The organism is Polynucleobacter corsicus, assembly GCF_018688255.1.
Classification (GTDB): domain Bacteria; phylum Pseudomonadota; class Gammaproteobacteria; order Burkholderiales; family Burkholderiaceae; genus Polynucleobacter; species Polynucleobacter corsicus.
In genome coordinates this window covers 1,879,742-1,897,248 of sequence record NZ_CP061314.1, presented here as the reverse complement: position 1 = coordinate 1,897,248, position 17,507 = coordinate 1,879,742, and the positions used below count along the sequence as shown (strand labels likewise).

The window sequence follows — 17,507 nt, the reverse complement described above, 5'->3', positions numbered from 1 at the left end:
AATGACCCAATCAATCAGATGGCTTCAGGATGAAATTGCAACGCGCATGTTGCAAAAATTAGACATCGTGAAATTAGAACCAAAAGATATTTTGCTAATTCCAGATTTCCCTGGAGTGCATAGTTCTTTTCTGACAAAACGCTTTCCAGGAATTCGTTTTCATAGCGCACCCGAATGCGAGCTATCGGGCTTTAATTTATTTAAATTGAGGGTAGCTCGTTTTTGGAATTCAAGGATGAAGTTGGCACCCCTTATTTCCCTAGATAACTACAAGAAAACGGGCCACATTAACCTTCCTAGTAATTCTGTAGATTTAGTAGTGAGTGTTCTCTTGATTCAGGACTTAGACGACCCTAAGCATTTTTTGCAAGAGTGCCGCCGAGTACTCAAAGAAGGTGGGCTACTCACATTTAGCTATCTGGGTCCAGATACTGGCAAAGAGCTCAGAGATGAACTCTTGGCGCAAGAATTACCCATTCAAAACTTGGCTAGCCCTTGGGATATGCACGATATGGGAGATGCCCTGCTGGGCGAGCGCTTTTCTGACCCAGTGATGGATATGGAGTTTTTGGGTTTGGACTATGACTCTGACAGCATCCTTCTGTCAGACGCAAGGGCGCTCAATTTGCTCGGTTCCGACTATCAAAATAGTGCCGTAGCTACTCAATTACCTCAAAAACTGACCTTAGAGGTGGTTTATGGACATGCCTGGGCTTTGGGCAAGAACCTCGCTAAGGCGCAAGATGATGTCGCTTATATTGATTTAAATCAAATAGGGCGCAAGACTAGGAATGATCCTGCTTAAGTGTGAGTGTTCACTATCTTTTAAACCATTATCAAGATTGAGTGAGGCATAGTAGGCCCCGTTTGTTCTTGAGCCTAATTAACCCTATAATTGCGTCTAGTTGAATTGCTTCATACCGTTTTTTTGGGCTTTCTGAGGGTGTTTTTTTACAGAAGCTCACGACAATAAACAGAGAATAAGATGAATTTATTTGGAAAAGTCACTAGGGCTTCGCTCTATTTAGTAGCAGCCTTTGGCGCTGCATTTGCACGTGCGGCTGAAGATATGCAGGGTGGTCCAGCAGTAAATCAGCTGAATTTCACTGCCCCAGCCACAAAAATCATGGCAGAGATTCATTGGTTGCATTGGATGATGTTGGTCATCTGCGCGCTCATTTTTGTAGGCGTATTTGGAGTGATGTTTTATTCCATCTTGAAGCACCGTAAATCTCTAGGTGCTAAGTCTGCTTCTTTCCATGAAAGCACTACTGTTGAAATTATTTGGACAATCATTCCTTTAATCATTGTTATTGGTATGGCGTTGCCAGCAACTAAGACAGTCGTAGCAATGAAAGACACTACCAATTCTGACGTCACTATTAAGACTACTGGCTATCAGTGGAAGTGGGGTTAAGACTACATCAAAGGCGAAGGCGAAGGAATTAGTTTCTTGTCTACTTTGGCTACTTCCCGTGAATCTATCAACAATCTTGCGCCAAAATCAAATACGTATTTGATGGAAGTGGACAATGAGATGGTAGTGCCAGTTGGTAAAAAGATTCGCATCATTACCACTGCAAATGATGTGATCCATGCATGGGCGGTCCCAGCATTTGGTGTGAAGCAGGATGCTATTCCTGGTTTTGTTCGTGACACTTGGTTCCGTGCAGAAAAGATCGGTACTTACCGGGGTCAATGTTCAGAGCTATGCGGCGCACAACATGCTTTTATGCCGATCGTAGTGAGAGTCGTTTCCCAAGAGGATTACACCAAGTGGGTAGATGAGAAGAAAAAAGAAATGGGCGCAACATCTGACGACCCATCTAAGGTTTACACCTTAGATGAACAGAAAGAGCGTGGCGCCAAGGTTTACGCAGCTAACTGCGCGGCATGTCACCAGCCAAATGGCAAAGGTGCTGGCGCCTTCCCAGCATTAGATGGCAGCAAGATGGTGCTGGGTCCAAAAGCTGGCCAATACAACATTCTTATCAACGGTAAGGGTGCAATGCCGAAGTGGGCTGGCGTGATTTCTGATGGCGATATTGCTGCAGTAATGACCTATACCCGTAATGCATGGGGTAATAAAACGGGCGAAGTAATTCAGACCCAAGATATTGTCTCTGCGCGTGCTGGCAAGTAATTTTTTTAAGAATTTATACAGATCAAACTAAACCGGAGTAATCCATGAGCACCATTTCAACTACCCACGATCACGCACACGACCATGCGCATGATGACCATACGCCACATGGCTGGCGCCGTTGGTTGTTTGCAACTAACCATAAAGATATCGGTACGATGTACCTGATTTTCTCGTTTATCAGCTTACTAGCTGGTGGAGTGATGGCTCTGGGTATTCGTTTGGAGTTGTTTCAGCCAGGTCTGCAGTTTTTGCGACCAGAGTTTTTCAACCAGTTAACCACGATGCATGGTCTGGTAATGGTGTTCGGCGCGATCATGCCGGCCTTCGTTGGATTTGCGAACTGGATGATTCCTGTTCAAATCGGCGCATCAGATATGGCCTTCGCACGGATGAATAACTTTAGCTTCTGGATTTTGCCAGTGGCTGCTTGTTTATTGTTTGGTTCATTCTTAGCTCCTGGTGGTGCTCCTGCTGGTGGTTGGACTTTATATGCTCCACTGACATCACAGATGGGCCCAGGTTTAGATATGGCCATCTTTGCACTCCACTTGTTGGGTGCTTCTTCAATCATGGGTTCGATTAACATCATCGTGACCATCTTGAACATGCGCGCTCCTGGCTTGACTTTGATGAAGATGCCCATGTTCTGCTGGACATGGTTGATCACTGCTTACTTGTTGATCGCTGTTATGCCAGTATTGGCAGGTGCGATCACTATGGTTTTGACAGATCGTCACTTCGGCACCTCTTTCTTCAACGCAGCTGGCGGCGGTGATCCAATTATGTTCCAGCATATTTTCTGGTTCTTTGGTCATCCAGAGGTTTACATCATGATTCTTCCAGCATTCGGAATCGTGAGCGAAATCATTCCGGCTTTCTCAAGAAAAACTTTGTTTGGTTATAGCTCGATGGTTTATGCAACTGCATCCATTGCGATCTTGTCATTCATCGTTTGGGCTCACCACATGTTTGCAACTGGTATGCCGGTCACTGGTCAGCTGTTCTTTATGTATGCCACGATGTTGATTGCAGTTCCAACAGGTGTAAAGATTTTCAACTGGGTTGCAACGATGTGGAAAGGTTCCATGACCTTTGAAACCCCAATGTTGTGGTCAGTTGGATTTATTTTCGTGTTTACCATGGGTGGCTTCACTGGATTGATTCTGGCGATGGCGCCAATTGATATTGGCTTGCAAGATACCTATTACGTAGTAGCTCACTTCCACTATGTTTTGGTGGCTGGCTCATTGTTTGCAATGTTTGCTGGTTTCTATTAATGGTGTCCAAAGTGGACTGGCTACATGGCCAATGAAACTCGCGGCAAGATCCACTTCTGGACTTCCATGATTTTCTTTAACATCACCTTCTTCCCAATGCACTTCCTGGGCTTAGCAGGTATGCCACGTCGTTATGCTGACTACCCAACCCAGTTTGCTGACTTTAATACGATCGCATCTATTGGTGCACTCGGTTTTGGTTTATCTCAGGTTTTCTTTTTGCTATTTGTTGTTCTGCCAGCCTATAACGGTAAGGGCGAAAAAGCACCTATGAAGCCATGGGATGGCGCCAAAGGTTTAGAGTGGACAGTGCCATCACCAGCACCACATCACACATTTGAAACGCCTCCAACTACTGCAGAGTTAAATGCTGCAGGAATCTAAAGTAGCGGCGCACAAATCCCAATCTGCCAGCAATCGCAGATTGGGCTTTATTTTGTTAACTGTTGTTCTAGTGTTCTTTCTGGGCATCCTGATTAAACGCGGCTTATTGGGTTAAAGCCTGCCGAATACTTATGTCTGCTATTGCCTCCATTAACCGCCAAATCTTGCTAAAGCTCTTGATAGCTTCAGTCATGATGTTTGGTTTTGGTTATGCGCTAGTGCCAATGTATAAAGCTTTGTGTGAGGTGACCGGTATTAATGTGGTCACTAGCAAGAACGACTATGGTATTCGTGCCTACAGTGCAAATAAAGTTGGCAATACTCAGGTTGACTATTCTCGTAAGGTGACTATTGAGTTTGACTCTAATAGCCGTGGTCCTTTTACGTTTCGCCCAGTGAAGAACTTCTTAGAAGTGCATCCAGGTGAAATGACTGAGATTGTTTACGAAGTTACCAATAATTTAAGTCGCCCTGTTGAGGCTCAAGCAATTCCAAGTTATGCACCTAAAAGCGCCATGGAGTTCTTCACCAAATTAGAATGTTTTTGTTTTCAGCAACAAACTTTGGCGCCTCATGAAATGAAGAAGATGCCAGTGGTATTTATAATTGATGCAGGCTTGCCTACTGATGTCAAAACAATTACTTTGTCATATACCTTCTTTGAATTGGGAGTTGGTCAGCAACCAGCTGGCTCAACCACACCTAAATCAAAATCAGCATCATGAGTAAGAAAAGTTCGTTTACGCAATCGATGATTGCGGTCCTGTGGGCCTTTTTAGGTGTGCGTAAAAAATCAGGTTTGCAGGAAGATGTTGCTTCATTAAGTTTTGTCCACATTGTTATTGCGGGAGTTTTAGGTGCCTTGATTTTTATGGGCATACTCCTTTTGATAGTTAAAGCAGTTGTGTCCCATTGATTATTTTTTGATTGAATAGAGAGAATAAGATGTCATCCAATTCAACCCCTTACTATTTCGTTCCTGGACTATCTAGCCATCCAGCTTCGGCAGCCATAGGTTTGCTTGCTTTTGCTGCTGGCATGTCTGGCTGGGTAAACCACGCAGCTTGGGGCGGCCCAGTAACTGCAGTCGGTGTACTTTGGGTGTTAGTTGTTCTTTATAAGTGGTTTGGAGACACCATTGCCGAATCCAACTCAGGTAAAAATGGCGTGAACGTCGATATTTCTTATCGTTGGTCCATGGCCTGGTTCATTTTCTCGGAGATCATGTTCTTTGGCGCATTCTTTGCTGCCTTGTTCTATGCGCGCAATATTGCGATGCCTTGGATGGGTGGTGTAGAAAGTAAATTACTTTGGCCTGATTTTCAGGCTGTTTGGCCAAATGATGGTCCTGCTGGTTTAGTGGAAAAATTTACCACTATGGGTCCATGGCCCATTCCAACGATTAATACGTTGTTGCTTTTATCTTCTGGTGTGACAGTAACTTACGCTCATCATGCGATTCGTGAAAATCATATGAAGAAGGCGATCAATGGTTTAGCTGCTACTGTTGGCCTTGGCATTATCTTCTTGGGCTTTCAGATGTATGAGTACTACCATGCATACCATGCCTTGAACTTGAAGTTAACTTCAGGTGTCTATGGCTCAACTTTCTTTATGTTGACTGGTTTCCACGGCTTCCACGTATTCCTTGGCGGCTTGATGTTGGCGATTGTTCTCCGTCGCATGATCCGCGGCGACTTTACTGCTGAAAATCATTTTGCATTTGAGGGCGCCGCTTGGTATTGGCACTTTGTTGACGTGGTTTGGCTTGGTCTGTATATCGCTGTTTACTGGATGTAATGAAATCAAAATCGGGGCGTTGAGCCCCGATTTATTTTGAATCCTGATTCTTAGTGGAGGGCACTTAGTTTGTTCCCACTCGAACGCCGGTAGCTTCGATATAGCCAAAGTAGTGGGCAATCAGAATTCCCAAGAAGAGTACGATTGACAGCCCAATACGTAACGTAAGCGACTGAACCATTCTTGAGCTGCGACCCTTGTCTTTCATCATGAAATAGAGTGCTGAGCCTAAGCTCCCAACAATAATAAGTAGTGCAACTGGAATAACCCATTTCATCTCAAAGTACCCTTGTGAATATCTTTTCTAGCTTAATTACTAGTCGTATAGTCGCTACATTATCAGCTCTTGTGGTGATTGTAGTAGGCTGCGGTGCTGGTATTTGGCAGTTAAACCGAGCAGAGCAAAAGATTCGCCTGGGTGAGTCTTTAAGTGCAAGACTGCAAATGCCCATTCTGAATGCGAATGCCGATAGCTTGAGCCTAGAGCAGGCTACAGAGCGCCGGATTCTAGCTCGTGGGCGTTTTATTCAAGATGAGGCGGTCTGGCTGGATAACCGTCCTCGCCCGATTCCTGAGGGTGGTGCTGGTGCCGCAGGACAATCCGGCTTTTATGTAATGATGCCCCTGAAATTGGATGGCCAAGAGCTGGTGCTTTGGGTTAATCGGGGTTGGGCTCCACGTAATAACGACAATCGTATTGAGTTACCCCCAGTGAAAACAGTGGATGACATGGTGACTGTTGAGGGAATTGCTTTCCCTCACCCTGGAAGGGTTTATGAGTTGGGAAAGAAGGATTCTACGAAAGTGAGCCCTCGGATTGAACAAAATTTTGATTTGGGTCTTGAGGCTCAAAGCCATGAATGGAAGCAACTTCCATTCGTCGTTCGAGAGTCTGGTTCTTCGAAAGAGGATGGTTTACTAAGAAATTGGCCCTCCCCAACAAACGGAGTCGATCGCCATTATGCTTATGCATTCCAGTGGTTTGCTTTGGCATTGACTGGATTTTTATTTTGGCTCATTAATGGGCTCATGAAATATCGGCGAGAGCTTGCTGTGAATGGAGATAGAGGGTGAGTGATAAAGAATTATTGATTCCAGCATCACAAACAGATGCATCTGTAATTAACGTGCAAACTCGACGTGGGCGTATTCAGATGCTGTTTTTATTGCTTGCGTGCGCGGCCCCAGTGATTGCCTCCTATTTAGCATATTACGTTTTTAAGCCAGAGGGTGGAAAGACGAACTTTGGAACCCTAGTTCAGCCTGTGCAAGATATGAATTCCGCTTGGTTTGATATTCCTTTTAATGGAAAATGGACTTTGCTAGTGGCAAGGCCCGCTGGGGAATGCACCATTAAGAATGAATCTTGTCTCGAGGCTCTATTTTTAATGCGCCAACTACGCATTGCAGTTGGTCGCGAAAGTAGTCGCGTTCAACTAGTTTGGGTCAATACTGATGGCAAAGCAGTCGATCCAGAGGTATTACTGGCGTACGATCAAAAGACGGCAGGATTTCAGATTGTAGATTTGCCGGTAGATACTCAATTAAGAGCGCAATTTGATGCGTGGCTTAATCGTGATGGAGCAGGTCAGAAGATTCAGCTGATTGATCCGAGCCCAGCCAAGATGATGATTTTTCCGGTGACCAATTCCCCTAAAGAATTTGGCAGTATTAAAAAGGATCTTGAGAAGCTATTGCGCCTCAATCGTAAGGGTGAAACATTGCAATGAGTAACTTGCTATTGCTTGCGGAGTTAGCTGCAATCGCAATTGTTTTTGCAGGCTTACCGTTGACCTATCTCTGGACTAGGCCGGCATATAACTTTTTCCAAAAGCTCAATTGGGTTTTGGTTTTCATGACATTTGACTTGATAGTGTTTGGAGCCTTTACTCGCCTCACGGACTCTGGTCTGGGATGTCCTGATTGGCCTGGTTGTTATGGCACATCAAATCCATGGCACGCAATTAGTGAGATCCAGCAAGCTGAAGCTAGTATGCCTACGGGCCCTGTAACTGTCATCAAAGCTTGGATTGAAATGATTCATCGCTATTTAGCAATGACAGTCGGAGCGCTGATTTTGATTCAGGTGGCAATTGCCTGGAGCAAGCTCCGCAGCCTGGGTAATAAACCTTTATTAGGCAGTCTTGGCTTACTGATTTTGGTATGTGCTCAGGGGGCATTCGGTGCCTGGACAGTCACACTGAAATTGCAGCCTATTATTGTGACGATTCACTTGATGCTGGCTTTAGTTTTATTGGCGTGCTTAACGATTTATGCACAACAAGAGTGGATGGGTACATCTTCCTCAGCTGTTCACCAACAGAGTAAACCCCTCTCTACGAAGTTACTTTTACTTGCAGCGGTGATTTTATGTACACAAATCTTTTTAGGTGCATGGGTGAGCACTAATTATGCGGTATTAGCTTGCCCTGATTTTCCGACTTGCATGGATCGACTTTGGCCAGAAACGGCTTGGCAAGAGGGTTTCACACTATGGCGTGGCTTAGGCCTGAATGCTCAAGGTGAATCTATTACACCTGTCGCTTTGCAAACAATCCATTGGGCACACCGCGTATTTGCTATGGTTGCGGTAGTGGTACTTGGCGCCTTAGGAATAAGTGCTCTGCGTTTAAGTAATTCCACATCATCAGGAATGGCTAGGATTGCCAAGTTATTATTAGGCTTGCTCATTCTCCAGGCCTTGACTGGTATTTCTAATGTGGTCTTTCAGTGGCCTCTCCTCGCGGCCCTAATGCATACCGCAGGTTCTGCTGCATTGGTGTTCTGTTTGGTGCGTTTAGTCCAATGGTCCTCTTGGACCGCCCCCATTCATATGAAGATGTCTAAATCATTATGAGTAGTCCAACTTCCCCCAATCCTGTAGAGATGCCACGTTGGCGTCAATATTGGGTTCTTACTAAGCCCCGCGTCACGCAGTTGGCAGTGTTCTGTGCAGTCATTGGGATGTTCTTGGCTACTCCCGGCATGGTTCCTTATCCAGTGCTGATTGGTGGCATTGTTGGAATTTGGTTGTTAGCAGGAGCCGCTTTTGCAATGAATTGTTTAATCGAGCAAGCTGTCGATGCCAAGATGAAGCGAACTGCTTGGAGGCCGTCCGCAACAGGTGAAGTGACACCTTTTCACATTACTGTTTTCTCGATTATTCTCGGCGGCTTGGGAATGGTCATCTTGTGGATCTTCTGTAATCCATTAACCATGTGGCTCACCGTGGCCACTTTTGTTGGTTACGCGGTGATTTATACCTGGTTACTCAAGCCTGCTACACCACAGAATATTGTCATTGGTGGTCTCTCAGGCGCTATGCCACCTGCCTTGGGTTGGGCGGCAGTCACCAATACTTTGTCGGCGGAAGCGTGGCTCTTGGTACTGATTATTTTTGTTTGGACTCCGCCGCACTTTTGGGCGCTTGCGTTATACCGTCGCGATGATTATGTGCAAAGTGGTTTACCGATGCTGCCAGTGACGCACGGAGAACGTTTTACGCTGCTCAATATTTTGCTGTACACATTGATTTTGATTGCAGCTACTTTATTACCTTATATTTATGGCATGAGTGGCGTGATCTATTTGATCTCAGCAATCATTCTGGGCTTGATATTCCTTGCATATGCCATCGCTTTGTTTGTTTCTTACAGCGATGCGCTAGCGAAGAAGACTTTTCGTTTTTCAATTACGTATTTATCTCTACTTTTTGTAGTGTTATTAATTGATCACTATTTCGTTTGAGGTAAAGATGCATTTTTACAAACCTTATTTTTATATTTCACGCCTATTGGTAATGTCACTGATCGGCTTAGCTCTGCTAGCTTGTAGTCCACAACAAAGTTTTAAGAATGTGGATATCACGGGCAGCAAAGCATTTGGTACTGACTTTAGTTTGCTCGATCCCGATGGAAAGGTGAGAACGCTTGCTGACTTTAAAGGTAAGGCTGTCTTGATGTTCTTTGGTTATACGCAGTGTCCTGATGTTTGCCCTACGACGCTCACCGAGATGCAGCAGGTCATGACTTTATTGGGTCCTCAGGCTGATAAGGTGCAAGTGCTGTTTGTCACTGTGGACCCAGAAAGAGATACCGCGGCTATCTTAAAACAGTATGTGCCGGCATTTGATTCACGCTTTTTGGGCTTGCGCCCAGCAGATGAAGCAGCTTTAGAAAAAGTAACTAAGGACTTTAAGATTTATTACAAGAAAGTACCTGGCACGAGCCCTGGTTCCTACACTATGGATCACACTGCAGGAAGCTACGCCTTTGATCCACAGGGGCGTTTACGCCTTTACATCAAGCATGCGCAAGGTGCTGAGACCTTGGCGCAAGACTTAAAAGAACTTCTGAAATAACGGTTACTTAGGAGGGCTGCTTAAGCAGCTTCAGTTTGCAAGAGGCCGCGCATTTTTTTGAGAGCAGCAGTCTCAATCTGGCGAACACGTTCTGCAGAAATGCCATATTCGCTGGCGAGATCATGTAATGTTTTCGTCCCATTACCCTCTGCATCCATAGCTAACCAACGTGACTGCACAATATTGCGACTACGCTCATCGAGTGCCATGAGTGCTTGGTCAAGCTGAGGACCATGTAATGCATCAGTCGCAGCAGCAGCTATCATTTCAGTAGGCTCTTGACTGTTATCAGCCAACCATTGAATTGGTGCGTAAGCTGATTCATCATTGCTGTCATCACCCTCTAAGGCAACATCGCCACCAGCCAAACGCATTTCCATTTCTTTTACATCAGAGCCTTTGACATCGAGCGCTTTCGCTAAAGCCTCAACTTCATTTGGGGTCAGGGCGGCTAGAGTGGGCTTGTTACTGCGCAGATTGAAGAACAACTTACGTTGTGCTTTTGTTGTAGCAACTTTGACTAAGCGCCAATTTTTGAGGATGTACTCATGAATCTCTGCCTTGATCCAATGGATGGCGTAAGAGACTAAGCGTGCACCTTGGTTAGGGTCATAGCGTTTAACAGCCTTCATCAAACCAATATTACCTTCTTGAATTAAGTCAGCATGGGGAATGCCGTAGCCTAGGTATTGACGTGCAACAGACACCACCAGGCGCAGGTGCGAGAGAACCAAAGTTTTCGCAGCATCGACATTTTCAGTGCGACGAAATTCTTGCGCGAGGTGTAGTTCCTCTGCAGCGCTGAGCATCGGTACGCGATTCACATAGGAGATGTAAGAGTCGAGTGTGCCAACCCCCAGGGAAGGCAGCATCGGAAAGGCAAGCGAAGCCGCAGCAGTCTGCGCTGCTGGCAGTGTTTGCCTTGCTTGCGATTGCGGTTTGTATGCTTTCTTTTGAACCATTTTCTTTTATATGCTTTTGCTATTAATAAGTGTCTATTTTAGCACTCTTGTCAAGAGAGTGCTAATAGTTTTTTACCTCTATAAGTCTATGATTTAATTGAATAATTCAGAAGAATACTGACTAGCCGTGAAGGGGGCTAAATCATCAATTCCCTCACCTTTGCCTAAGGCTAAAACCGCGGGTTTTAGCCCATCTCCGAGGGTCTGGGCAAGTGCGCAAATGACTCCACCCTTAGCGGTGCCATCCAATTTAGTCACAATCAAGGCAGAAAGCTCTAAAGCGGCATGAAAGGCTCTGACTTGGCTTAAACCGTTTTGACCGGTATTGCCATCAAGAACAAGCAAAGTCTGGTGAGGCGCCCCAGGAAGGGCCTTACCGATCACTCTTTTGACCTTCTTTAACTCTTCCATCAGGTGGTCTTGAGTGGCCAGTCTGCCGGCAGTATCAATAATCAGAATATCGCTTTTACGAGAAATCGCCGCATGAATAGCATCATGAGCCACTGCCGCCGCATCACCACTTTCTTGCATGATGACATCGACCTGATTGCGGCCACCCCATTCAAGGAGCTGGTTGCGTGCCGCAGCTCGGAAAGTATCGCCAGCTGCCAGTAAGACAGATTTGCCTTGCGACTGAAAAAGTCTGCAGAGTTTGCCGATCGTGGTGGTTTTGCCGGCGCCATTGACACCAATGACTAGCCACACCTCTGGTGTGGTCTTTTGCTCATGGACATACAAGGGATTGGGGCTGGGCTCCAAAGATTTTAGGAGTGTCGCCACTTCTTCGATCATCAGTTGCTTGAGCTCTTCCGGGCTGCTGGCCTTTTCCGATTTAGCAGCCTTACGGAGTTTGCTAATCAGTTGTTCGGTCGTGGGTAGACCCACATCACTCAGAATGAGAGATTCTTCAAGGGCATCAAACCAGGCTTCATCAGTCTGATTGGATTTAAATAGGGATCCGAGGGTTTTACGTAGGCCGAACATAATCGATACAATTTAATCCTTGCATCTTATCAATTAAATTCTAGGTATAGGTGATCTTGCAGATGCGTTCCACTTTATTCAGTTTCTCTCTCTATTTAGTCCTCAGCTGTTCTGCTGCTTTTGCAGCTCCAGAGGTAGGCCAAGCAAATACCCACGAGTTTCAACTCTCCAACGGCCTCAAGTTGATTGTGCGTGAAGATCATCGCGCACCTACCGTTGCGCACATGGTTTGGTACCGCGCTGGCTCTATAGATGAGGTGAACGGCAAGACGGGGGTAGCGCATGTGCTGGAGCATATGATGTTTAAGGGCACCCACAAAGTAAAGTCAGGCGAGTTCTCTCGCTTAGTTGCAGCAGTGGGCGGTCGAGAAAATGCTTTTACCTCTCGTGACTACACGGCTTACTTTCAGCAAGTTGAAAAGTCTAAGTTAGATGAGGTAATGAGATTAGAGGCTGATCGGATGTCTAATCTTAATTTTGATGATGCGGAATTTCTGAAAGAAATCCAGGTAGTGATGGAAGAGCGTCGTTTGCGTACGGAAGACAATCCCAGTAGCTTGCTTGATGAAGCACTCACTGCCACCGCTTATATGAGTTCCCCTTATCGTTATCCGGTGGTTGGGTGGATGAATGATTTGGTGAATATGAAAGCCATTGATGCACGCGATTGGTATCGTAGCTGGTACAAACCAAATAATGCCACTGTCGTTATTGCTGGTGATGTTGACCCTCAAGTGATTCTACGAGCGGTGGAAAAATATTACGGAGTTGCTTCCGCAAGAGAGTTGCCAGAACGTAAGCCTCAGATTGAACCCATGCAAAAAGGCACTAAGCGAGTGCAAGTAAAAGCGCCTGCGGATAGTGCACAACTAGCGATGGCCTGGAAAGTCCCAAAATTAGAAGTGGGGAGACTGGATGATAACGAGCCCTATGCGCTAGAACTTTTGTCTGCTGTACTGGACGGTTATGACAACGCACGCTTAAATCGCATCCTAGTGAAGGAAGAGCGCGTAGTCAATGATGTGGGCGTCGGTTATGACATGATCTCTAGAGGGCCTGAACTATTTTTTATTAGTAGCAGTATGGCTAAAGGCAAGACAGTAGAGCAGGCAGAGAGCAGCATTCGCAAAGCCTTGAAAGAAGTGGTTGATAAAGGAATCTTAGAGTCAGAGCTCAAGCGGGTGAAGGTGCGCATTTTGTCTGATCAAATTTATAAGCGCGATTCCATTTTTGGCCAGGCCATGGAAATCGGTAGCACAGAGATGGCTGGATTCTCCTGGAAAGATATTGATGTGATGCTGGAGAAGATGCAAACTATTACTCCCGCACAAGTTCAAGCCGTTGCAAAAAAATATTTAGTAGATGAAGGGCTCACCATAGCAGTGCTAGATCCGCAAGCGCGCCAGTCCGGTGAGAGCAAGCAAGGAGGCAATCGTGATGCTAAATAAATTCATCTCACAAAGCAGTCTTGTAATCGCGCTGATAGTTGGAGCAAGTACATCTGCACACGCGATATTGCCTATAGAAAAGCTAGACTTCTTCAAGGGCGCGCAAGCCTATTTAGTGCAAACTAAAGCGCTGCCCATGGTGGATATTGAGATCAGTATTGATGCAGGTGACCGTTATGACTCAGGAGTTAAAAGTGGTTTAGCTACCATGGCTGGGCAGCTAATGAACTATGGCGCTAAATCTGATCAGGGCCTGCTAAATGAGGCTCAGATTGCTGATGAGATTGCAGACCTTGGCGCAAACCTCGGTATTTCTGTGAGTGGTGAGCGCGCTGTCATGCGTATTCGGACTTTGAGCCGCAAAGATTTACGTGACCGCGCCGTTCAATTGGCTTCGGCGATGTTGAGCGCACCTACTTATGATGCAAAGATCTTAGCGCGTGAGAAGCAAAGGATGACTACTGCCTTGCTAGAGTCCGAGACTAAGCCAGAGTCAGTTTTGGATCGTCGCTTTAGAAAATCTGTTTATGGAAACTATCCGTTAGCCAATTCACCAACAGTGAAAAGTATTGCCAATATCGGTGCAAACGACCTGCAGCAGTTTCATAAACAGTTTTACCGCGGTGATCGAATGACTGTCAGCATTGTGGGTGACGTGAGTAAAGCCGAGGCTGCTGAAATTGTTCAGGGTTTATTGCAAAGAGTGCCTCAGTCTGGATCTCCTGTACCTAAGTTGCCGGAGTTTGAGCGCTCACCAGTGGAGCCTTTAAGTCAACGTGAAGTTAGTATTCCGTTTGATTCGCAGCAAGCGCATATTACTATGGGGATGACTGCGATCAACCGTAACAACCCCGATTTCTTTCCATTGCTTGTGGGTAACTATATTTTGGGCGGCGGCGGCTTTGTATCCCGCCTCATGTCAGAGGTGCGCGAGAAGCGTGGTCTTGCGTACAGCGTATTTAGTTACTTTGCCCCTGGTAAGGATGCGGGGATATTTCAGGCGGGTTTACAAACGAAGAATGATCAAGCTACTTTGGCACTAGAGGTAATGAGTTCTACCATTGCGCAATTTATTGCTGATGGCCCAACGCAAGGAGAGCTCGAGGCAGCCAAAGCAAACTTAATCAATGGCTATCCTTTAAGAATTGATAACAACCGCAAGTTACTCGATAACGTGTCATCCATTGCCTGGAATAATTTGCCTCTCGATACGATGGAGATTTGGACTAAGCAAGTGGAGGCGGTTAACCTTGAGCAAGTCAAAGCGGCGTTCCAAAAATACTTAGCCATGGATCGTATGAAAATTGTGGTCTTAGGAGCAAAAAATAAATAAGCTAGTCAGGTCAGCTTCATTGAGTAGGGGCTCTGAGCCTCCGCAGAAAATTCGCATTATTGGTGGGGTTTGGCGTAGTCGCTTGCTAGGTGTGCTGGATTTACCTGGTCTTCGCCCTAGTACCGATCGCGTTCGTGAGACTCTATTTAATTGGCTCGGCCAAGATTTAGTCGGCTTGCGTTGTTTAGATTTGTTTGCTGGTACTGGCGCATTAGGTTTTGAGGCTGCATCACGACATGCCCATTCAGTAACCCTATTAGAAAAAGACAAAAAGGCTCATGCCAAGCTCCTAGCTAATTTTGCTTTACTAGAGTCATCTCCTGCTCCTGGGGAGGTGCAGATTCTTCACAGAGATAGTTTGGAGTTCTTAAAACAACAAGCTGATCACTCCAGCAACTTGATCTTTATAGACCCACCCTTTCAGGAAGAGGGCCTGTTAAATCAAGCGCTTATAGAGGCTGCTCGTGTTTGTGATGACAGTGCAGGCGGGGGAATTTACGTAGAGTTTCCTGCTAGTCGCCCCCGTGAGCAGATTGAGGCCTTAGTGCCTGATTGGCACTGCGGAAAATACTTAGAGGCTGGACAAGTAAAAGCTTGTCTATTTCGCTCTAAGAGGGACTAAACTCTCCCCTGTAGCTGAAAAAGCCTTAGGAGCCTTATGACTGTTGCTGTATACCCTGGAACATTTGATCCCTTTACTCGTGGTCACGAAGACCTAGTACGCCGCGCCTCAAGCATTTTTGGCGAGCTCATTGTGGGTGTTGCTGATAGTCGTAGCAAACGCCCTTTCTTTACACTGGATGAGCGCATTGAGATTGCCAAAGAAGTTCTTGGCCATTACTCCAATGTGAAGATTGTCGGGTTTACAGGTTTATTAAAAGATTTTGCTCGCGAACATAACGCACGTGTGATTGTGCGTGGCTTACGTGCAGTATCTGATTTTGAATACGAATTCCAGATGGCCGGTATGAACCGCTATTTATTGCCCGATGTTGAGACGCTATTCCTTACGCCATCAGACCAATATCAATTTATCTCAGGCACCTTTGTGCGTGAGATTGCCTCTATGGGTGGCGATGTGAGTAAGTTTGTATTCCCATCGGTAGAAAAGTGGTTGATCAAAAAGATTGAAGCCAATAAGAGTAAAGAGTAAGGCTTGTAGGCAAAAATATGGCTTTAATGATTACGGACGAATGCATCAAATGCGATGTATGTGAGCCTGAATGCCCGAATGATGCAATCTACATGGGTTTAGAAATCTACGAGATCGATCCCAATAAATGCACTGAATGTGTAGGTCACTACGATGCGCCCCAGTGTCAGCAAGTCTGCCCGGTAGACTGCATACCGATGAACCCCTCGTTTTCTGAAAATCAAACGCAGTTAATGGCAAAGTATCAGGCCTTAACTGCTGCCAAAAAACACTCGCTAAATAAGTAATTAGTAGCCTTTAATTCGTTTTGGAGTGCAACTCCAGCATCGCTGCCTGAGCATCGCCCTTGAGGAACAAGGGCAGAATTTGTAAGCCATTTTCAATACTGGCATCAATCTGCTTTTGTTCTGCTTGCAGCGGTCTTCTCAATACGTAGTCAGCAACATCCATCACTCGTGCACCTTCTGCAGCAAGATCGCGTGGGTGGCCAATACCCAAACGCAGACGCCAGTAATCAGGGGTTCCTAAGTGGGCTTGGATATCTTTTAGACCGTTGTGTCCACCAGTGCCGCCACCAAGCTTGATACGTGCAGTGCCAGGCTTGAGATCTAGCTCATCCTGTACTACCAACACATCTTTAGGTGTAATTTTATGAAAGCGGCATAGCGCTCCAACAGCTTGACCGCTCAGGTTCATGTAAGTGCTTGGCTTAAGCAAGAAGAGGTCTTCACCTTCCCATGTAGCCTTGGCCACTTTTCCATGAAAGCGTTTTTCAGTTTCAAAGCGGACGTTTAATTGTTTGGCGAGTGCGTCCACAAACCAGAAGCCAGCATTGTGCCGATCTTCAATATGTTCTTCACCTGGGTTGCCTAGGCCAATAATTAATTTAGTCATGATGAGTGCTTAAGGATAAAAGCTTTTCTGCAAAAAAGAAAACCCGCTTGTAAGCGGGCTTCCTCTGTCGCAAAAATAAAGCTTAAATGATTAAGCTTTATCCTTTGGGGCTTCAGCAGCAGGAGCCGCAGCAGCTGCAGGAGCAGCTTCAGTATCGGCAGATTTCACTGCTGGGATACGTGCGTTAGCTAGTACTGGGTTTTCTTGCTCAATATGCAAGACCAAGGTAACGCCTTTTGGTAATGCGATATCTTTAGCATGGATACCATGACCAACTTCAATCTTGTTCAAGTCCACTTCAATAAACTCTGGCAAATCTGCTGGTAAGCAAGAGATTTCCAATTCAGTGGAGATGTGGCTGATGACAGCGCCTTGCAATTTCACGGCAGCTGAAGTGTCAGCATTAATGAAGTGCAATGGAACGCGCATGTGAACTTTTTCAGTCGCGGAAACGCGCTGGAAGTCGATATGCAGAACCAAAGGCTTAAATGGATGCATCTGGTAATCACGCAACAACACTTTCTGTGCTTTGCCGCCGATTTCGAGATCAAGGATGGATGAGTGGAATGCTTCCTTGCGGAGAGCATGGAACAGTGCGTTGTGATCCAACTCAATTACTGTTGCGGCGTCTTTACCGCCGTAGATGATGCCCGGAGTTTTACCGGAGTTGCGCAGACGGCGGCTCGCACCCGTTCCCTGTACGCTTCTTTCAAAGGCTACTACTTTCATATTCAATTCCTAATTAAGGTTAATTTCCGTTCGCGAC

The 17,507-nt window shown here is 45.8% G+C and carries 20 protein-coding genes and 2 pseudogenes; 17 read left to right on the top strand and 5 right to left on the bottom strand.

All coding sequences use genetic code 11. The features are described 5' to 3' along the window. Position 1 precedes the first annotated feature (1 nt). The 7 genes and pseudogenes from C2747_RS09745 to C2747_RS09715 all read left to right on the top strand — a co-directional run bounded on the left by C2747_RS09745 (position 2) and on the right by C2747_RS09715 (position 5,607). Positions 2-805 carry a methyltransferase domain-containing protein gene (locus C2747_RS09745; protein WP_251374755.1) on the top strand — a complete coding sequence of 268 codons (804 nt, stop codon included), beginning with the start codon at positions 2-4 and terminating at the stop codon, positions 803-805. Positions 806-1,069: 264 nt separating this feature from the next. After that, positions 1,070-2,143, top strand: a pseudogene (coxB, locus tag C2747_RS09740) (cytochrome c oxidase subunit II). A gap of 44 nt (positions 2,144-2,187) precedes the next feature. After that, positions 2,188-3,807 (top strand): annotated as a pseudogene (gene ctaD, locus C2747_RS09735) (cytochrome c oxidase subunit I). Beyond that, positions 3,791-3,922: a cytochrome oxidase small assembly protein gene (locus C2747_RS09730; protein WP_215305446.1), complete on the top strand. Its 132-nt coding sequence runs from the start codon at positions 3,791-3,793 to the stop codon at positions 3,920-3,922. Before ctaD ends, C2747_RS09730 begins: the two are co-directional and overlap by 17 nt. 16 nt (positions 3,923-3,938) lie before the next feature. Further along, positions 3,939-4,532 carry a cytochrome c oxidase assembly protein gene (locus C2747_RS09725; protein ID WP_215331607.1) on the top strand — a complete coding sequence of 198 codons (594 nt, stop codon included), beginning with the start codon at positions 3,939-3,941 and terminating at the stop codon, positions 4,530-4,532. Further along, entirely contained in the window at positions 4,529-4,723 is a 195-nt protein-coding gene (locus tag C2747_RS09720; protein ID WP_215325868.1) for a DUF2970 domain-containing protein, read from the top strand. The genes C2747_RS09725 and C2747_RS09720 overlap by 4 nt, the downstream gene beginning before the upstream one ends. 29 nt (positions 4,724-4,752) lie before the next feature. Then, entirely contained in the window at positions 4,753-5,607 is an 855-nt protein-coding gene (locus tag C2747_RS09715; RefSeq protein WP_215331606.1) for a cytochrome c oxidase subunit 3, read from the top strand. Positions 5,608-5,671: 64 nt separating this feature from the next. Here the strand turns inward: C2747_RS09715 and C2747_RS09710 are convergent, their stop codons facing one another. Next, complete coding sequence (locus C2747_RS09710; protein ID WP_215331605.1) at positions 5,672-5,884, bottom strand: twin transmembrane helix small protein; 213 nt, start codon at positions 5,882-5,884, stop codon at positions 5,672-5,674. 71 nt (positions 5,885-5,955) lie between these two features. Here C2747_RS09710 and C2747_RS09705 point away from each other — a divergent pair, with 71 nt between their 5' ends. Genes C2747_RS09705 through C2747_RS09685 form a run of 5 tightly spaced genes read left to right on the top strand, consistent with a single transcriptional unit; the run spans position 5,956 to position 9,967 of the window. Next, complete coding sequence (locus C2747_RS09705) at positions 5,956-6,681, top strand: SURF1 family protein (protein WP_251374754.1); 726 nt, start codon at positions 5,956-5,958, stop codon at positions 6,679-6,681. Then, complete coding sequence (locus C2747_RS09700) at positions 6,678-7,337, top strand: redox-active disulfide-containing membrane protein (RefSeq protein WP_215331604.1); 660 nt, start codon at positions 6,678-6,680, stop codon at positions 7,335-7,337. Before C2747_RS09705 ends, C2747_RS09700 begins: the two co-directional genes overlap by 4 nt. After that, entirely contained in the window at positions 7,334-8,464 is a 1,131-nt protein-coding gene (locus C2747_RS09695; RefSeq protein ID WP_215331603.1) for a COX15/CtaA family protein, read from the top strand. The genes C2747_RS09700 and C2747_RS09695 overlap by 4 nt, the downstream gene beginning before the upstream one ends. After that, complete coding sequence (cyoE, locus tag C2747_RS09690) at positions 8,461-9,354, top strand: heme o synthase (protein WP_215331602.1); 894 nt, start codon at positions 8,461-8,463, stop codon at positions 9,352-9,354. Before C2747_RS09695 ends, cyoE begins: the two co-directional genes overlap by 4 nt. 52 nt (positions 9,355-9,406) lie before the next feature. Next, on the top strand, positions 9,407-9,967 hold the full coding sequence (locus tag C2747_RS09685) for an SCO family protein (RefSeq protein WP_433915519.1): 561 nt from the start codon (positions 9,407-9,409) through the stop codon (positions 9,965-9,967). Positions 9,968-9,987: 20 nt separating this feature from the next. Here the strand turns inward: C2747_RS09685 and rpoH are convergent, their stop codons facing one another. Further along, positions 9,988-10,929, bottom strand: coding sequence for an RNA polymerase sigma factor RpoH (rpoH, locus tag C2747_RS09680; RefSeq protein ID WP_215331600.1), 942 nt, complete (start codon positions 10,927-10,929; stop codon positions 9,988-9,990). Between the two features lie 93 nt (positions 10,930-11,022). Continuing rightward, positions 11,023-11,913 carry a signal recognition particle-docking protein FtsY gene (gene ftsY / locus C2747_RS09675; RefSeq protein ID WP_215331599.1) on the bottom strand — a complete coding sequence of 297 codons (891 nt, stop codon included), beginning with the start codon at positions 11,911-11,913 and terminating at the stop codon, positions 11,023-11,025. Between the two features lie 62 nt (positions 11,914-11,975). Here ftsY and C2747_RS09670 point away from each other — a divergent pair, with 62 nt between their 5' ends. Genes C2747_RS09670 through C2747_RS09650 form a run of 5 tightly spaced genes read left to right on the top strand, consistent with a single transcriptional unit; the run spans position 11,976 to position 16,134 of the window. Next, the gene (locus C2747_RS09670; protein ID WP_215331598.1) at positions 11,976-13,361 is read left to right on the top strand and encodes a M16 family metallopeptidase; all 1,386 of its coding nucleotides are present in this window, start codon (positions 11,976-11,978) and stop codon (positions 13,359-13,361) included. After that, a complete protein-coding gene (locus C2747_RS09665; RefSeq protein ID WP_215333160.1) occupies positions 13,351-14,694 on the top strand; it encodes a M16 family metallopeptidase in 1,344 nt (447 codons plus the stop codon). The genes C2747_RS09670 and C2747_RS09665 overlap by 11 nt, the downstream gene beginning before the upstream one ends. Before the next feature lie 19 nt (positions 14,695-14,713). Then, positions 14,714-15,316: a 16S rRNA (guanine(966)-N(2))-methyltransferase RsmD gene (gene rsmD / locus C2747_RS09660; RefSeq protein ID WP_215331597.1), complete on the top strand. Its 603-nt coding sequence runs from the start codon at positions 14,714-14,716 to the stop codon at positions 15,314-15,316. Between the two features lie 36 nt (positions 15,317-15,352). Further along, the gene (gene coaD / locus C2747_RS09655; RefSeq protein ID WP_215325856.1) at positions 15,353-15,847 is read left to right on the top strand and encodes a pantetheine-phosphate adenylyltransferase; all 495 of its coding nucleotides are present in this window, start codon (positions 15,353-15,355) and stop codon (positions 15,845-15,847) included. Positions 15,848-15,864: 17 nt separating this feature from the next. Then, the gene (locus C2747_RS09650; RefSeq protein ID WP_215331596.1) at positions 15,865-16,134 is read left to right on the top strand and encodes a YfhL family 4Fe-4S dicluster ferredoxin; all 270 of its coding nucleotides are present in this window, start codon (positions 15,865-15,867) and stop codon (positions 16,132-16,134) included. 10 nt (positions 16,135-16,144) lie between these two features. On the opposite strand, the gene pth is transcribed toward C2747_RS09650, so the two are convergent. Both pth and C2747_RS09640 read right to left on the bottom strand, forming a co-directional pair. Further along, positions 16,145-16,741, bottom strand: coding sequence for an aminoacyl-tRNA hydrolase (gene pth, locus C2747_RS09645; RefSeq protein ID WP_215331595.1), 597 nt, complete (start codon positions 16,739-16,741; stop codon positions 16,145-16,147). A gap of 90 nt (positions 16,742-16,831) precedes the next feature. After that, positions 16,832-17,470, bottom strand: coding sequence for a 50S ribosomal protein L25/general stress protein Ctc (locus C2747_RS09640; RefSeq protein ID WP_215331594.1), 639 nt, complete (start codon positions 17,468-17,470; stop codon positions 16,832-16,834). Positions 17,471-17,507: the final 37 nt, after the last annotated feature.

What these genes read in the sequence shown, in the direction of transcription:
- cyoE (WP_215331602.1), top strand. Translation starts at nt 8,461, where the DNA reads ATGAGTAGTCCAACTTCCCCCAATCCTGTAGAGATGCCACGTTGGCGT.
- pth (WP_215331595.1), bottom strand. Translation starts at nt 16,741, where the DNA reads ATGACTAAATTAATTATTGGCCTAGGCAACCCAGGTGAAGAACATATT.
- C2747_RS09665 (WP_215333160.1), top strand. Translation starts at nt 13,351, where the DNA reads ATGCTAAATAAATTCATCTCACAAAGCAGTCTTGTAATCGCGCTGATA.
- C2747_RS09685 (WP_433915519.1), top strand. Translation starts at nt 9,407, where the DNA reads ATGTCACTGATCGGCTTAGCTCTGCTAGCTTGTAGTCCACAACAAAGT.
- C2747_RS09640 (WP_215331594.1), bottom strand. Translation starts at nt 17,470, where the DNA reads ATGAAAGTAGTAGCCTTTGAAAGAAGCGTACAGGGAACGGGTGCGAGC.
- C2747_RS09730 (WP_215305446.1), top strand. Translation starts at nt 3,791, where the DNA reads ATGCTGCAGGAATCTAAAGTAGCGGCGCACAAATCCCAATCTGCCAGC.
- C2747_RS09745 (WP_251374755.1), top strand. Translation starts at nt 2, where the DNA reads ATGACCCAATCAATCAGATGGCTTCAGGATGAAATTGCAACGCGCATG.
- C2747_RS09650 (WP_215331596.1), top strand. Translation starts at nt 15,865, where the DNA reads ATGGCTTTAATGATTACGGACGAATGCATCAAATGCGATGTATGTGAG.
- C2747_RS09710 (WP_215331605.1), bottom strand. Translation starts at nt 5,884, where the DNA reads ATGAAATGGGTTATTCCAGTTGCACTACTTATTATTGTTGGGAGCTTA.
- C2747_RS09715 (WP_215331606.1), top strand. Translation starts at nt 4,753, where the DNA reads ATGTCATCCAATTCAACCCCTTACTATTTCGTTCCTGGACTATCTAGC.
- ftsY (WP_215331599.1), bottom strand. Translation starts at nt 11,913, where the DNA reads ATGTTCGGCCTACGTAAAACCCTCGGATCCCTATTTAAATCCAATCAG.
- C2747_RS09695 (WP_215331603.1), top strand. Translation starts at nt 7,334, where the DNA reads ATGAGTAACTTGCTATTGCTTGCGGAGTTAGCTGCAATCGCAATTGTT.
- coaD (WP_215325856.1), top strand. Translation starts at nt 15,353, where the DNA reads ATGACTGTTGCTGTATACCCTGGAACATTTGATCCCTTTACTCGTGGT.
- rpoH (WP_215331600.1), bottom strand. Translation starts at nt 10,929, where the DNA reads ATGGTTCAAAAGAAAGCATACAAACCGCAATCGCAAGCAAGGCAAACA.
- C2747_RS09720 (WP_215325868.1), top strand. Translation starts at nt 4,529, where the DNA reads ATGAGTAAGAAAAGTTCGTTTACGCAATCGATGATTGCGGTCCTGTGG.
- C2747_RS09725 (WP_215331607.1), top strand. Translation starts at nt 3,939, where the DNA reads ATGTCTGCTATTGCCTCCATTAACCGCCAAATCTTGCTAAAGCTCTTG.
- C2747_RS09670 (WP_215331598.1), top strand. Translation starts at nt 11,976, where the DNA reads ATGCGTTCCACTTTATTCAGTTTCTCTCTCTATTTAGTCCTCAGCTGT.